Source organism: Flavobacterium sp. ST-158, from assembly GCF_058309975.1.
Window position 1 is genome coordinate 32,882 of the sequence record NZ_JBZEEN010000008.1, and the last position, 14,774, is coordinate 47,655.

13 protein-coding genes are annotated in these 14,774 nt (G+C 36.0%); 12 read left to right on the forward strand and 1 reads right to left on the reverse strand.

The features are described 5' to 3' along the window. Positions 1–8: 8 nt before the first annotated feature. On the reverse strand, positions 9–1,541 hold the full coding sequence (locus AC4FRF_RS12725) for a SulP family inorganic anion transporter (RefSeq protein WP_491159935.1): 1,533 nt from the start codon (positions 1,539–1,541) through the stop codon (positions 9–11). A 203-nt stretch (positions 1,542–1,744) separates the two neighbouring features. Here AC4FRF_RS12725 and AC4FRF_RS12730 point away from each other — a divergent pair, with 203 nt between their 5' ends. The 12 genes from AC4FRF_RS12730 (at position 1,745) to AC4FRF_RS12785 (ending at position 14,437) form a co-directional block, all read left to right on the forward strand. Further along, positions 1,745–2,197 (forward strand): DinB family protein, encoded by a 453-nt coding sequence (locus AC4FRF_RS12730; protein ID WP_491159936.1) that lies wholly within the window; start codon positions 1,745–1,747, stop codon positions 2,195–2,197. A 135-nt stretch (positions 2,198–2,332) separates the two neighbouring features. Next, positions 2,333–4,786, forward strand: a complete 2,454-nt coding sequence (locus tag AC4FRF_RS12735; protein WP_491159937.1) for a DUF4982 domain-containing protein — start codon at positions 2,333–2,335, stop codon at positions 4,784–4,786. A 481-nt stretch (positions 4,787–5,267) separates the two neighbouring features. Further along, on the forward strand, positions 5,268–5,621 hold the full coding sequence (locus AC4FRF_RS12740; protein WP_491159938.1) for a transcriptional regulator: 354 nt from the start codon (positions 5,268–5,270) through the stop codon (positions 5,619–5,621). A gap of 131 nt (positions 5,622–5,752) precedes the next feature. Next, positions 5,753–6,127, forward strand: coding sequence for a hypothetical protein (locus AC4FRF_RS12745; RefSeq protein ID WP_491159939.1), 375 nt, complete (start codon positions 5,753–5,755; stop codon positions 6,125–6,127). Beyond that, positions 6,127–6,576 (forward strand): DUF4279 domain-containing protein, encoded by a 450-nt coding sequence (locus AC4FRF_RS12750; RefSeq protein ID WP_491159940.1) that lies wholly within the window; start codon positions 6,127–6,129, stop codon positions 6,574–6,576. The genes AC4FRF_RS12745 and AC4FRF_RS12750 overlap by 1 nt, the downstream gene beginning before the upstream one ends. A gap of 204 nt (positions 6,577–6,780) precedes the next feature. Then, positions 6,781–7,335: a transposase gene (locus AC4FRF_RS12755; protein ID WP_439228871.1), complete on the forward strand. Its 555-nt coding sequence runs from the start codon at positions 6,781–6,783 to the stop codon at positions 7,333–7,335. A 158-nt stretch (positions 7,336–7,493) separates the two neighbouring features. Next, positions 7,494–8,183: an SGNH/GDSL hydrolase family protein gene (locus AC4FRF_RS12760; protein WP_491159941.1), complete on the forward strand. Its 690-nt coding sequence runs from the start codon at positions 7,494–7,496 to the stop codon at positions 8,181–8,183. A gap of 159 nt (positions 8,184–8,342) precedes the next feature. Beyond that, the gene (locus AC4FRF_RS12765) at positions 8,343–9,512 is read left to right on the forward strand and encodes a hypothetical protein (RefSeq protein WP_491159942.1); all 1,170 of its coding nucleotides are present in this window, start codon (positions 8,343–8,345) and stop codon (positions 9,510–9,512) included. Between the two features lie 164 nt (positions 9,513–9,676). Next, positions 9,677–10,918, forward strand: a complete 1,242-nt coding sequence (locus tag AC4FRF_RS12770) for a ribulose-bisphosphate carboxylase large subunit family protein (protein WP_491159943.1) — start codon at positions 9,677–9,679, stop codon at positions 10,916–10,918. A 165-nt stretch (positions 10,919–11,083) separates the two neighbouring features. Further along, positions 11,084–12,472 carry a four-carbon acid sugar kinase family protein gene (locus tag AC4FRF_RS12775; RefSeq protein WP_491159944.1) on the forward strand — a complete coding sequence of 463 codons (1,389 nt, stop codon included), beginning with the start codon at positions 11,084–11,086 and terminating at the stop codon, positions 12,470–12,472. Positions 12,473–12,492: 20 nt separating this feature from the next. Continuing rightward, entirely contained in the window at positions 12,493–13,155 is a 663-nt protein-coding gene (locus AC4FRF_RS12780; protein WP_491159945.1) for an aspartate/glutamate racemase family protein, read from the forward strand. Between the two features lie 10 nt (positions 13,156–13,165). Beyond that, complete coding sequence (locus AC4FRF_RS12785) at positions 13,166–14,437, forward strand: bile acid:sodium symporter family protein (RefSeq protein WP_491159946.1); 1,272 nt, start codon at positions 13,166–13,168, stop codon at positions 14,435–14,437. Positions 14,438–14,774: the final 337 nt, after the last annotated feature.

The window sequence follows — 14,774 nt, forward strand, 5'->3', positions numbered from 1 at the left end:
CATTAGTATTAATTCGGAACTACTTTATAAGTAGGATCTTCCATAATATTTACTTCAATAATGCCTTGAGCATTTTGTAACAATTGACGACAGTCATCACTTAAATGACGCAAATGCACCGTTTTTCCTTCTTTAGCATAACGCTCCGTGATTTTGTTTACAGCATCAATTGCACTCATGTCGGCAATTTTACTTTCTTTAAAATCAATTATTACTTCATTAGGATCATTCAACACATCAAATTTCTCAGCAAAAGCAGTTGTAGAAGCAAAGAACAATGGACCATAAATCTCATAATGCTTCGCTCCTTTTTCGTCAATATATTTTTTAGCACGAATGCGTTTTGCGCTTTCCCATGCAAAAACTAAAGCTGAAATAATTACTCCTATCAATACGGCTAAAGCCAAATTATGCATCAAAATAGTAATAACCGCTACCAAAACTCCAACAAAAATATCCTGTTTAGGCATTTTGTTTATGATGCGGAAACTTATCCATTCAAAAGTACCTATGGAAACCATAATCATCACTCCTACTAAAGCAGCCATAGGTAATTTTTCAATTACTGGCGCACCAAACAGCACAATACAAAGGATTGTTAAGGCTGCAATAATACCTGACAAACGTGCTCTGGAACCCGCAGATAAATTCACTAAAGTTTGAGCAATCATTGGGCATCCACCCATTCCAAAGAAGAATCCGTTCAGGATATTGGCACTTCCTTGTGCCACACATTCTCTATTTCCATTTCCTTTAGTTCCTGTAATTTCGTCTACTAAGTTTAGGGTTAACAATCCTTCCGTCAATCCTACACAAGCCATAATCAATCCGTAAGGAAGAATTAATTCTAAGGTTTCTAAGTTGAAAGGAATGTTCGGAATATGAAAAGGCGGAAATCCTCCGCTTACTGATGCAATATCAGCCACAGTTTTTGTTTGGATTCCAAAACCAAAAACCAACGCAAAAACGACCATAATAGCTACCAAAGATGCTGGAACCGCTTTAGTGATTTTTGGAAAACCAATCACGATTGCAATAGTTAAAGCCACCAAACCAATCATGATATACAACGGATTTCCGGATAACCAAACACTTTCACCATTGACAATCGTTTTAAATTGTTCTAATTGTGACATGAAAATTATAATCGCCAAACCGTTTACAAACCCGAACATTACCGGTTGCGGTACCAAACGAATAAATTTACCCAATTTGAATACACCTATTAAAACCTGAATCACTCCTGCTAAGGCTACCGCTGCAAAAACATAATCCAATCCGTGCGATTTCATCAGGGCAATCAATACAATTACCGTTGCTCCTGCTCCACCCGAAACTAATCCTGGACGTCCTCCAAAAATAGCCGTTACCAATCCCATAATAAATGCAGCATACAAACCCACTAATGGAGGAAATCCTGCCAAAATAGCAAATGAAAGTGATTCTGGAATCATTGTCATGGCTACTGTTAATCCAGCTAAAATTTCGGTTTTATAATTTACTTTTTGCGAAAAATCAAATAAGTTAAAGTACTGTTTCATTCTTTTGTATAAGGATTTATAAAATTAAAGCGCTCGTTTATCAGTTATTGACAAATGATTTTAAGCTTTTTTTTAAGAAGTGCAAAGGTAATTTTTTTTAAATCCTTATTCCAATTAAATTAGAAATTGCCTAGTATTCTATCCAACCAACCTATTTTTGAAAGTCCATTTTTAATTATATTTGAAAGAAAACCACAAGTCCAATGGAAACACACGATTTTTTCAAAGACGCATTCGAATATACTTATCATTTCAATCAGGAACTCATTCAGTTTTTTCAAAACGAACAAATAATAGTTCCTGACAAATCCATTCAGTTATTAAACCACTTAATTAATGCACAACAAATTTGGAATGAGCGTATTCTAAATGAGCCAAATACTATTGGAGTTTGGGAAATAAGACCTTTAGGAAATCTAAAAACAATCAACCAAAAAAATTACCACCAAAGTCTAAGCATTTTAGACACAATAGCATTGGATAAAAAAATAGACTATGCCAACTCCAAAGGAACCGTATTTTCTAATACGACGCAGGATATTCTTTTCCACACAATCAATCATGCGACTTACCACAGAGCCCAAATTGCAACTGATTTGAAAGCCAATGGAATAGAACCCATCAATACCGATTATATTTTTTATAAAAGAATGTAATCTCTTTACAGATTAATCACTAATACAATTTAAGTTAGAAAAAAAAGAACGTTTTTTTATACAAAAGCAGGATTCTCAAATTCGATTATTTTTCTATTTTGCAACGCATTTTATAAAAACCAACCTTGTAGAAAAATGAATTATAAAAAACTACTGTTCTTCTTAATTGTTCTAAACATCCATTGTAGTCATGCTCAGGACATTCGAAAATCAATTTTATTAAATAAAAACTGGAAATTCTCTAAAGGCGATTTCAAAGATGCCAGTCAGATTGGCTTTAATGATAAAAAATGGGAAACAGTAAGCATCCCGCACGACTGGGCAATCTACGGCCCTTTTGACGAAAATAATGATGTCCAAAAAGTAGCTATTACACAAAATTTAGAAAAAGAAGCCAAACGACAAACGGGAAGAACCGGTGGTTTACCTTATATGGGAATAGGCTGGTACAGAAATACGTTTAGTGTACCCAATTACCAAAAAGGACAACGCGTAAGTCTGATTTTTGATGGTGCTATGAGCGAGGCTCATGTATCCGTAAACGGTAAAGAAGCCATATTCTGGCCTTACGGATACAATTCATTCCATATAGATGTAACGGATTTATTGAATGCTGACGGACAAAATAACCTGTTGTCTGTTCGATTAGAAAATAAAGAACAATCTTCGCGCTGGTATCCCGGAGCCGGATTGTACCGCAATGTGCATTTGGTAATTACTAATCCGGTTCACGTACCGGTTTGGGGAACTTACATTACCACTCCTTATGTGGCTAAGGATTATGCTTCGGTTCGATTAGAAACCAAAGTAGAAAATGTACCGAATAAAACGGAAATCAGGATTGAAACCAACATTCTGGATAAAAACGGAAAAGTGGTTGCTACTAAAAATGATATTCGAAAAATGAATCACACTGAACCCTTTGTTCAAAATTTCACGGTGAACAATCCTGCTTTATGGTCTCCTGAGACACCTACTTTATACAAAGCTGTTTCTAAAGTCTATTTAAAAGACCAATTAGTAGATACGTATACAACCCCTTTTGGTATTCGTGATATAAAATTTATTGCTGACAAAGGATTTTTCCTCAACGGACAACTGCGTAAATTTCAGGGAGTTTGTAACCACCACGATTTAGGACCATTAGGTGCGGCAATCAATGTGGCAGCTTTACGCCGTCAGTTAACGATGTTAAAAGATATGGGTTGCGATGCTATCCGAACCGCTCACAATATGCCGGCACCTGAATTAGTAGCACTTTGTGATGAAATGGGTTTTATGATGATGATAGAACCTTTTGACGAATGGGACAAAGCCAAATGTAAAAATGGTTACCACCGTTTCTTTGCAGAATGGGCGGAGAAGGACATGATTAATATGTTACACCACTACCGTAATAATGCCAGTGTTATTTTATGGAGCATTGGTAACGAAGTGCCTACTCAATGCAGCCCTGAAGGCTATAAAGTGGCTAAGTTTTTACAGGATATCTGCCACCGTGAAGACCCTTCCCGATTAGTAACCTGCGGAATGGATCAGGTGACTTGTGTGCTTGAAAATGGTTTTGCCAATATGATTGATATTCCCGGTTTCAACTACCGTGTGAATCGCTATGAAGAAGCATTTAGTAAATTATCCCAGAATATGGTGTTAGGTTCTGAGACTACCTCAACGGTAAGTTCGCGTGGTGTTTATAAATTTCCGGTAGAGAAAAAAGCAGATGTGATTTATCCGGATCACCAGTCGTCCTCTTATGATTTTGAATATTGCAGCTGGTCTAATTTACCCGATTTGGATTTTGCTATGGCCGATGACAAAGAATGGACTTTAGGACAGTTTGTCTGGACCGGATTTGATTATTTGGGCGAACCAAGTCCGTATAGCATCAATGCCTGGCCGAACCACAGTTCGATGTTTGGAATTATCGATTTAGCCAGCATTCCTAAAGACCGTTATTACCTGTACCGCAGTGTCTGGAATAAAAATGCCGAAACCCTGCATATTTTGCCGCACTGGAACTGGGAAGGAAAAGAAGGTCAAATTGTACCTGTTTTTGCTTATACCAATTATCCAACGGCGGAATTGTTTGTAAACGGAAAAAGTTACGGCAAGCAGACTAAAAATAATACAACACCTCAAAACCGCTACCGCCTGATGTGGATGGACGTAAAATATGAACCGGGCGAAGTAAAAGTAGTTGCTTATGATGCCAACGGAACTAAAAAAGCCGAAAAAATCATTCGCACCGCCGGAAAACCCCATCATCTTGAATTAGTTCCGGACAGAACTGAAATACAGGCCGATGGTACTGATTTGGTATATATCAACGTTAGAATGGTAGATAAAGACGGAAACTTATGTCCTAACGACCAGAGCTTAGTGAATTTCAGCGCTGGCGGTGCCGGAAATTATAAGGCTTCCGCCAATGGAGATCCTACCTGTCTGGATTTATTCCATTTGCCTAAAATGCACCTTTTCAACGGTCAATTAACAGTCATTGTACAAGCAGGTGAAAAAACAGGAAAATTATCTTTTGAAGCCAAAGCCAGCGGAGTAAAATCCGGAAAAATTGCACTGGATGTGAAATAATATTTTAGCATTCTTACTTATAACAACCTCTTTTATGTTTTAAAAGAGGTTGCTTTTTTGGGCGTTTCCTGTACAAAATCATTGCGAAGAATGAAGCAATCCCACTAGCTGCTCATATTATGTGATTTCTCCTTTATTGAAATGATACAAAATTAGCTTTGCTTAAAGACATTGCACGCATTACAGTAATAAATACAACCATTATTTCCAGCCCCATTCAATAAATGGGGCTTTTTCATGCCTAAAAAGAACCATTTAGGTTCGTTTTAGAGCGTTTTTAAGTACTAAAAGGAATTTTTTAGGTTTGCTATAGCTGCTTTTTTAGTAGCTATAAGGAGTTTTTAAGTAGGCTACAAGTACTTTTTAAGTACTAAAATGGATTTTTTAAGTTCGCTATGAGGAGTTTTTAGGTACTATTAAGCAAGAATACTATAGTAATTTTGCTTATATTCGACACTATCCTTCTAAAAAACAACACCTTATGTCTGATAACACGAAACCTACCCAAGCCGAACAATACCCTCCAATAGGGAATTTTATCCATTACCACATTATACAGCAAGCCCAAACCAAAAGCAGCATTGCCAAGGCTATGGGTATAGGTCCTAAAGGATTAAGGGATTATTTTAAGAAAGATTCGCTGCAATTTGCCGTTTTGTGGAAACTAAGCCTGGTGCTGAAACATAATTTTCTAGCGCAGCTGGGCGAATACCTGCCGTACCGTTTTGAAACCCTACAGGAAAAAGCCCTAAAAAAAGAACTGGCAGCCAAAAACGACTATATCCAGAAACTGGAAATCCAGCTCGAAACCTTAAAGGAAATGATTAAGAAATAAAACATTTGTAGGATAATTTTATATATTAGCAAAAAAGTAATAGGCTATTAAAATAGCGCCAATCTACCCTCTTTTAGGTGTATAGGCGCTACTTTGTAGCGAGTATCCACGAGTTGTGTTCAATTTGAGAAATGAGCGTATTTAGCAAAATAGATGATAAATTAATTAAACTTTCTGATAGGTTAAATGCTACTTTGACTAAAGATAGACCAAGCTATCCTGAGGCATTAAGAACTTTTGAAGAAAGGCGAATCGATTGGATTGTTAATGATATTAATCGAGCAATTATTATTCAACCAAATTTTGAGATTAATGGAGTGAATAATCAAATATGGAATTTTATAAATATTGCTTGGTATAATGACGCAAAATCAATTAATCGTCCTCAATGGTATCGAAATCTCGCAGAACAAGAAAAGTTTGAAAACATTGAAAAACGTATTGACCATTTATTAAGAACATCCGAAAACAATTTGACTAACATAAAAATGACTGACCTAAAGTAATGTGGCAGAAACTAACATATAGTGGAACGAAGTGCAATAATTACGTGTATTTCTCTTTTGATGCTGAATATTTCGATACAGAAAAAATAACAGATGAATTAAAAATTGAGCCTACTTCTGTTATGATTAAAAAAGAACCTGTTCCGAAATCAACTGCGTGGAAATACCAAATTGATGCTGGAAACGAAATTGATTTGAAAAGTTACCTTGAAAAACTAATTGATGTTTTTGAACCTAAAGCGAAAATCATAAACGAGCTGAAAGAAAAATATGATTTAACAACCAGAATACAATTTGTATTTGATATTGATATAAATCCAGAATCTTCAACACCATATTTCGGTTTGAACAAAAAAGCAATTGACTTTTTAGCTAAGACTGGAACTGAAGTAGATTTTGACCTTTACAAAGCCGATACAATTGGACTTTTAGGAAAAATAAATGACTAAAAAACTGCACACAACACACGCTACAAGCAATTTGGGCATTTGGCTTAATTTAAAAATGGTCTTGTATTTGGAAAGTTTTGGCAAATCCGAAAAATAAGCCCACTCTGGCGCTCGTTTGCAACGAGTGCCTACTTACATAAATAGATAAATTGTAGCGTTTGCAACGCGGTTCACTAAAAAAACAATTCTTAAACAAACAAATCAATGTCTGAGAAATATAAAGTTATTGATAGTACCGTTCCCACTTTTATTACTATAACGGTTGTAGACTGGGTAGATTTATTGGTGAGACCTGTTTATTGCAATATCATAGATGATTCTTTAAATTATTGTATCAAAGAAAAAGGATTGAGCATACATGCTTATGTTTATATGAGCAGTCATATTCATTTAATTGCCACAGCATTTGATGGTGAGTTGCAAAATGTTATTCGGGATTTCAAAAAATTCACTTCAAAAAAACTAATAGAAGCTATCAAAGAATATCCTGAAAGCAGGCGAGAATGGTTATTACGTAAATTCAGCTATGAAGCGCAAAAATCAGGAAGGGCAAAAGATTATAAATTATGGCAGGATGGTTTTCATCCGGTTATATTAGACACTTTAGAAAAAACAGAACAAAGAATAAATTACATTCATTACAATCCTGTAGAAGCCGAAATTGTGTTTCATCAAAGAGATTATGTTAATAGCAGTTATAGGAATTATGAAGAAGATAATACTGTTTTTTGTAATGTAAATGTAGAACCTTTATGGTAAGTTACTAAATTAGCCGCGTTGCAAACGCTTTATTTAAAGATTATCAAGTAAGTAGGTACTCGATGGAATCGAGCACCAGAGAAGTAACCCACTTACCCCCGATTGCATGGAGTAAACAAAAAGCGAATAAACTAAACAACAATAAAAACCGAATAAAAATGATAACAAACAAACTGAGATTAATACTGATTTTATCACTCTTTTTTAGCTTTTTGGGTTATGCCCAGAGTCTTAAATCTGTTTCCATTTTAGGGGATTCCTACTCCACTTTTGAGGGGTATATGGTTCCTGATACTAATTTTGTATGGTACAATACCCGCATCACTCAAAAAACAGATGTTACTTCGGTAAAACAAACCTGGTGGTACCAATTCATAAAAGACAACAATTACAAACTAGAGCTTAATAATTCTTTTTCGGGTTCTACTATTTGTAACACGGGTTATCAAAAACAAGATTACAGCACTCGTTCGTTCATTCGCCGTATGGATAACCTTGGGAGTCCCGATGTGATATTTATTTTTGGAGCAACTAACGACGCCTGGGCTGGCGCTCCTATCGGGCAATTCAAATATAATGACTGGACTAAAGAAGAATTATATGATTTTCGTCCCGCCATGGCCTATATGCTTGATTATATGCTGGGTCGTTATCCGAATGTTAAAATATACTTTCTGTTAAATTCAGATTTGAAAGAGACCATTAATGAATCCGTAAAAACCATTTGTAAACATTACAATATAAATTGTATAGAACTGAAAAATATTGATAAAAAGGAAGGGCATCCATCGATAAAAGGTATGGAGCAAATCAGTAATCAAATCAGTGATTTTCTATCGAAGGAGTGAAAAGGTAAATAAATTTTGAAGTAGGAATTCTATGCTATCGAGTACAAGGGAGATAGCGTTTTTAACTTTAAGATTATTAATCCGAATTATAATTCAACAATAAATAATAACAAATGGAGTTTTAAAACAAAGTTAACAGTAATTATCCTTCTTAAAATAATGAAATCTATTTATAAAATCATTCTTCTCTTTATTTTTTTAGCCACAGTAGGATGCAAAAACAAACAAAGCGTTACAAACCATTTTACATCTTCAAAAGACACCTTGGTAATTCAAACAAAAAAAGTAAGAGGTAACGGATTATTTTCATTGGGAGCGGCTAATTTAATTTTTAAAGATACTACAGAAAAATTTCCCTATTCAATTAAATACCCAAAATATATTCAGGAAATAAAACGTATTTTACTAACCCCTGATTTTAAAGAAAAACTTCCTTACTATGTCAACATCATAAAAGGCAACCAAAATGGACAAAATGTTTTTATAGTTGATGAAAATAACAACAAAGACCTTACAGATGACCCCATCAGACCTTATGAAAAAATTCAATGGTTTTCATCTCAAAACCTAATAAAGTGCAACTATTTAATTTCTGATGGACAAAAAACTGCCAAAGACTCTTCCTGGTTAAAAATTGGAACATCTAACAGCACTCTTTTAATCGGCAGAAGTGAACATTTAATTGGAGAATTCAGTATCGGTCATAAGAACTATAAAGTTGGAATTGCCGAACTTCGAAATGCAACTAGTTTCACATATGGTTTTGATTCCAATATAGCATTACTAGAAAACAATAAAAATGTAAAAGATTCTGTCTATGACCGTGATTTATTGAGAGTGGGAGAATTTTTAAATTTGAATAAAAACTTTTATCGTTTTGAAACTATTTCAAATAATGGAGCATTTTTAACACTTGTCAAAGTCCCGAATTTTAAAAATAAAGTTGGAACTCAAATAGGAATGAAAGCCCCATTCTTTAAAATCATTACTACGAAAGGAGATACAATTAAAAACACAAAATTCAACAAAAAATTCTTTATTATCGCTAATACTTGTGGCTGTGGTGGTAACATCGAATCAACGCAGGCTTTTTATGATATAAAAAATAATTTTAAAAACATCGATGTTCTTCATATAGATTCTAAAATCGACACAAAGCGGGAAGGATTGCATATTGATATGGAAAACGAATTCAATCACGATTTCTATAAAAATTACAGAATCAATTATTGCTCAAGAATTTGCTATATTATAGGAAAAGACAAACGAATAATCGATAAATTCACTATTACTGATTGGAAAACCATCCTACCAAAAATATTGAAATAAATAAAGCTCCTTATTGAGTTGTTTTTTTATTTGTATTACTTTCTATTATTTTCGAATATTATTTATTTTTTTCGAAAAAAACACTAATCATTTGTATTTGTGATTTTAAGTCTTAATTTTACAAGAAGACTAAAACAATAACAACAGTATAGTGTATTAAAGAAATGGAAAGAATATTTGCAGAATATTACATCGAAACCCCTTATGAGGTAGAACAGGCGGCAGCGGTTTTGGCAGGCGAACAATCCTCAGGGACTTTTGTATCGGTTCCGGGAGAAACCGCCGAACTCAAACAACGTTTTGCTGCCCGTGTGGAACACATTGAAAAACTGGATTTGGTGGATGAACCTTCGATTCCGGGGAATGCTATTCCGGGTAAAAAATACCAAAGAGCCAAAGTTCAGGTGAGTTGGTCTATTGAGAATTTCGGTTACAACCTTCCGGTTCTTATTAGTACTTTACAGGGGAATCTATACGAAATCAGTCAGTTTACCGGTTTAAAACTGATGGATTTTGATGTTCCGGATTCTTTTAAAAACCATTTCAAAGGACCTCGATTTGGTATTCAGGGTTCCAAAGCTTCCTGCGGCGTAGGTGACCGACCGATGATTGGAACTATTATCAAACCAAGTGTTGGAATGAGCCCGGAGGAAACAGCAGCTTTGGTGAAAACCTTAATCGATGCAGGAATTGATTTTATCAAGGATGATGAATTAATGGGATCGACAGCCAACTCTCTTTTTAACGACCGTGTAAACGTTATCATGAAAGTAATTAATGAGCACGCACACAAAACTGGCAAGAAAGTCATGTATGCTTTCAACATCAGCGATGAGATTGATGCGATGCAACGCAAATACGAACACATCCAAAAAAACGAAGGAACCTGCGCCATGATTAGTATCAACAGCGTAGGATTGAGTGGAACAAAAAAAATATGTGATCAGGGTGATTTAGTCATCCACGGACATAGAAATGGCTGGGGAATGTTGAACCGTCATCCGTTATTAGGAATTGAATTTCCGGCTTATCAAAAAATCTGGCGTTTGGCCGGTGTAGATCAGATGCACGTTAACGGAATCCAGAATAAATTCTGGGAATCGGATGATTCGGTTGTAAAATCGATACAATCCTGTCTGAAACCATTTGTATGTGGAAACAATCCTTTACCGGTAGTTTCTTCGGGACAATGGGGCGGTCAGGCACCGGAAACCTACCGCAGAACCCAAACCACCGATTTATTATACATGGCCGGTGGCGGAATTTTAGCACACCCTATGGGAGCTACAGCAGGTGTTAATGCCTTACAACAAGCCTGGAAAGCAGCAGTTGATGGCTTATCTGTTGAAGAAGCCGCTTTACAATATCCGGAATTTGCAGCATCAGTTAAAAAATTCTCAAAATAATAAATCATCAAAAAAGCCACGAATTACACTAGTTAGCACAAATACTAATTATTCTAAAAGTTATTACACAAATTTTTATCTGCCTTTGACAGCTTCGTGGAATAGTATGATATCCAAATTTGTGTCAATTCGTGTAATTCGTGGCAAAAAAATAATTTCACAGCTATGAACAAAGAACATCCTTTATTATTGGCCTACTATGGAGATGATTTTACAGGCTCCACGGATGCCTTAGAATTCCTGACCTTAGCCGGTATAAAAACCGTTCTTTTTCTGCGTCCGCCGTTGCATAAAGATTTGGATTTTTTTCCCGGAGTACAGGCTATTGGTCTGGCTGGAAAAAGCCGTTCGATGTCTCCCAAAGAAATGGAAGAGGAATTATTCCCTGCTTTCGAAACCTTAAGAGATTTCAATGCAGGGCAAGTCCATTATAAGGTGTGTTCCACCTTTGACTCAGCGCCGCATGTGGGTAACATTGGCAAAGCCATCGAAATTGGCAGCGAAGTTTTTAACCAAAAAACTACTTTTGTTTCTGCTTCCGCCCCGCATCTGGGAAGGTATTGTGTTTTTGGAAATTTATTTGCCAAAATGGGAACCAGCGGCAATGGTGAAATTTACCGTATTGACCGTCATCCGTCAATGAGTGCGCATCCGGTTACTCCGGCTCATGAAGCCGACCTGAGATTGCATTTGGCACAACAAACTACAAAAAGCATCGCTTTAGTCAATATCACCACTATCGAACAAGGAGCTGAAGCGGTAGCAGCAGAAATAAAAAACAAAGAAAATGCTGAAATAGTTTTCTTAGACGGAATCAATCAGGAGCATTTAAAAACAATAGGAACTGTTTTCCATCAAAAAGGAAAAGAAAAAACACTTTTTACGGTAGGCTCTTCGGGAATCGAAATGGCTTTAGGGCTGGCATGGAACGAAGAAAAAATGATTCGAAACACTTTTGAATTTAAACATCCGGGGCCAGCTGCCCCCCTATTGGTCGTTTCCGGGAGCTGTTCACCGGTAACAGCAGGTCAAATTGAATATGCCTTAACAAATGGTTTTCAAGGTATTGCTTTGGAAAGCAAAGTCATGCATCACGACCATCAGGAACAAAGCATTGTCGAAGTGGCTCAGGCTATTATCCAAAATATAAGAGCAGGAAAAAATACGATTTTACATACCAGTATCGGAAACAATGATTCACGGATTGCCGAAACCGAGGATTATTTGAAACACAGCGGGCTTACTCCAAAAGAAATCCAAAAACAAAGCAGCAAAATTTACGGTCGCGTTTTAGGACAAATTATCAAAACGGCGTTACAATCAGCACCGATTCAAAGAATACTTTTTGCCGGCGGAGACACTTCGAGTTATGCGGCATCCGAACTGGGCATTTTCGCTCTGGAAATGTTGGCGCCCTTAGCACCCGGAGCACCGCTTTGCAAAGCTATATCAGAAGAGGAATTAGTCAATGGATTGGAATTAAATTTCAAAGGAGGACAGGTAGGAACTCCGGATTATTTTATCAAAGTATTACAAGGAGAAAAATTAAGTTAGACACATAAAAAAAATTATATATGAAAGCAAAAACATTAGGATTCGTTCACACTTCAGCTACGTTGGTTCCTTTATTTCAACAATTAAGTTCGGAGCATTTAAGTGGTGTGGAAACCTTTAACATAGTAGATGACAGTCTGATTAAAGATGTTATCAAAAAAGGTAAACTAATGCCTAATACAGCAGCCAGAGTGGTCAACCACATAAAAGCTGCCGAAGAAGCCGGAGCCGATGTGATTTTAGTAACCTGTTCATCCATTGGCGCAGCCATTGAAACAGCAGCAACTTTATCCAGCGTTCCTGTAATCAGAGTAGATCAGGCGATGGCTGACGAAGCCGTACAAATTAGCAACAAAATTGGCGTAATTGCAACCTTGCCTACTACTTTAGAACCCACTTCTGATTTGGTGCGAAGAAGAGCCTTAGCAGCGGGTAAAGAAGTTACCATTGTATCCAAACTTTGTGAAGGTGCTTTTGAAGCTTTAATGAGTGGCGATGCAGCTAAACATGACGAAATGGTTGCTAAAGCTTTAAAAGAATTAATGAAGGAAGTGGGTGTAATTGTTTTGGCTCAGGCTTCTATGGCTCGTGTAGTTGACGGATTAAGCGACACAGAAAAAGTAATTCCTATTTTAGCTAGCCCTGCCATTGCCATGAAAAAATTAGCCGAAGTATACTTCTAACAAAATTCTTATGCGTAAAATCTTCTTATGGGCAAGTCCCATTCTCTTCATTCTTGCCGCCATTGGTTGGTTTTCACAAATGGAACCAATTTGGAAAATCAGTCTGATAGCTGCTTTTTCAAGTTTATCTATTGGTATCGGGCATAGCAAACTTTTGAGTGGTTACCAATATACTTTTTGGATTGTCACCGCCGTTTGTGCTGGACTAATTTATCCGCAAACTTTTTTACATATTGGTTCGATAGATTTGCGTAACAAATGGCTTATTTTAATCATCATCCAATTAGTGATGTTCGGGATGGGAACTCAAATGAGTATTGAAGATTTTACAGGCATCCGCAAATCGGGAAAAGGAGTTCTCATTGGTCTATTGGGGCATTTTACCATTATGCCCATAACAGGTTTTATTCTGGCAAAAACTTTTAATTTCGAACCGGAAATTGCAGCCGGAATCATCTTAATTGGTTCCTGCAGCAGTGGTCTGGCATCGAATGTAATGACTTATATTGCCAAAGGGAATTTGGTTTTATCGGTTACGGTTACTGCAATTTCTACTTTGGCTGCACCTATCATGACCCCGTTTCTGATGAAATTTTTTGCCGGAACTATGGTCGAAGTTCATTTTTTTAATATGATGATGGAAATTATTAAGATTGTGCTGGTTCCCTTAGCGGCAGCTATGATTCATGATATATTAAAAAATTACGGTGCAACCGCACGAAAACGAATTGATATTTTAAGTATTTTATCTGCGGTATGGCTGGGAATATTACTTTTCTTTAGTCCTTCTTTCACTTACGAAAATGATAGTACAATAGCACATTTAGTAGAAATAAGTGCTTTTATTGCAGGAGCTTTTATTGTTGGGAAACTATACCATTTAGCTTATAAAGCTTACCCTAAAATTGACAGTCTGATGCCTTATTTTTCAATGTTCGGTATTATTTACTTCACACTCGTAACCACAGCAGCCGGAAGAGATAATTTAATCCAGATAGGATTTTTACTTTTCTTAGTCGCTATACTTCACAATGGAGCCGGTTATTTCTTTGGTTATTACCTGAGTCGCATCTGTGGATTAGATAAAAACAGCAGCCGTACTATCGCTTTCGAAGTAGGTTTACAAAACGGTGGAATGGCATCTGGTCTTGCAGGATCCATGGGAAAACTAGCCACAGTAGGTTTAGCATCGGCTGTGTTCAGTCCTTGGATGAATGTTTCCGGTTCCTTATTGGCAAATTATTGGAGGAAAAAAGCAGAAAATGTTGAAGAAAAAGAATAAAACCATTCTGGCTTTAGGATCTCCTAAAAAAAAAAAAATCACCTAGGTATTTATAATATTCCTGGGTGATTTTTTTTTATGTTCCTGAGCATTAACACCCCATTCGACAAAGCTAATATATCATTCTCCTAAATTTATCCTACATTTTCACTTCCTATTTCACAACTACTAATAGCACATATTTAACATTACATTAAGTAAAAACAGAATATTTAAAAAAACAACACAAAAAAAACACATACAACTTTAATTTATTTATTTTTTTGCAAAATTTACATATTGTAATCGATTACAATATTTTTTCACTATCTTAGTAAAAAATTAAACAGTAAGTTAA

Excerpts from the sequence above, each read along its gene's own strand:
- AC4FRF_RS12725 (WP_491159935.1), bottom strand. The coding sequence starts at position 1,541 with ATGAAACAGTACTTTAACTTATTTGATTTTTCGCAAAAAGTAAATTAT.
- AC4FRF_RS12730 (WP_491159936.1), top strand. The coding sequence starts at position 1,745 with ATGGAAACACACGATTTTTTCAAAGACGCATTCGAATATACTTATCAT.
- AC4FRF_RS12735 (WP_491159937.1), top strand. The coding sequence starts at position 2,333 with ATGAATTATAAAAAACTACTGTTCTTCTTAATTGTTCTAAACATCCAT.
- AC4FRF_RS12740 (WP_491159938.1), top strand. The coding sequence starts at position 5,268 with ATGTCTGATAACACGAAACCTACCCAAGCCGAACAATACCCTCCAATA.
- AC4FRF_RS12745 (WP_491159939.1), top strand. The coding sequence starts at position 5,753 with ATGAGCGTATTTAGCAAAATAGATGATAAATTAATTAAACTTTCTGAT.
- AC4FRF_RS12750 (WP_491159940.1), top strand. The coding sequence starts at position 6,127 with ATGTGGCAGAAACTAACATATAGTGGAACGAAGTGCAATAATTACGTG.
- AC4FRF_RS12755 (WP_439228871.1), top strand. The coding sequence starts at position 6,781 with ATGTCTGAGAAATATAAAGTTATTGATAGTACCGTTCCCACTTTTATT.
- AC4FRF_RS12760 (WP_491159941.1), top strand. The coding sequence starts at position 7,494 with ATGATAACAAACAAACTGAGATTAATACTGATTTTATCACTCTTTTTT.
- AC4FRF_RS12765 (WP_491159942.1), top strand. The coding sequence starts at position 8,343 with ATGAAATCTATTTATAAAATCATTCTTCTCTTTATTTTTTTAGCCACA.
- AC4FRF_RS12770 (WP_491159943.1), top strand. The coding sequence starts at position 9,677 with ATGGAAAGAATATTTGCAGAATATTACATCGAAACCCCTTATGAGGTA.
- AC4FRF_RS12775 (WP_491159944.1), top strand. The coding sequence starts at position 11,084 with ATGAACAAAGAACATCCTTTATTATTGGCCTACTATGGAGATGATTTT.
- AC4FRF_RS12780 (WP_491159945.1), top strand. The coding sequence starts at position 12,493 with ATGAAAGCAAAAACATTAGGATTCGTTCACACTTCAGCTACGTTGGTT.
- AC4FRF_RS12785 (WP_491159946.1), top strand. The coding sequence starts at position 13,166 with ATGCGTAAAATCTTCTTATGGGCAAGTCCCATTCTCTTCATTCTTGCC.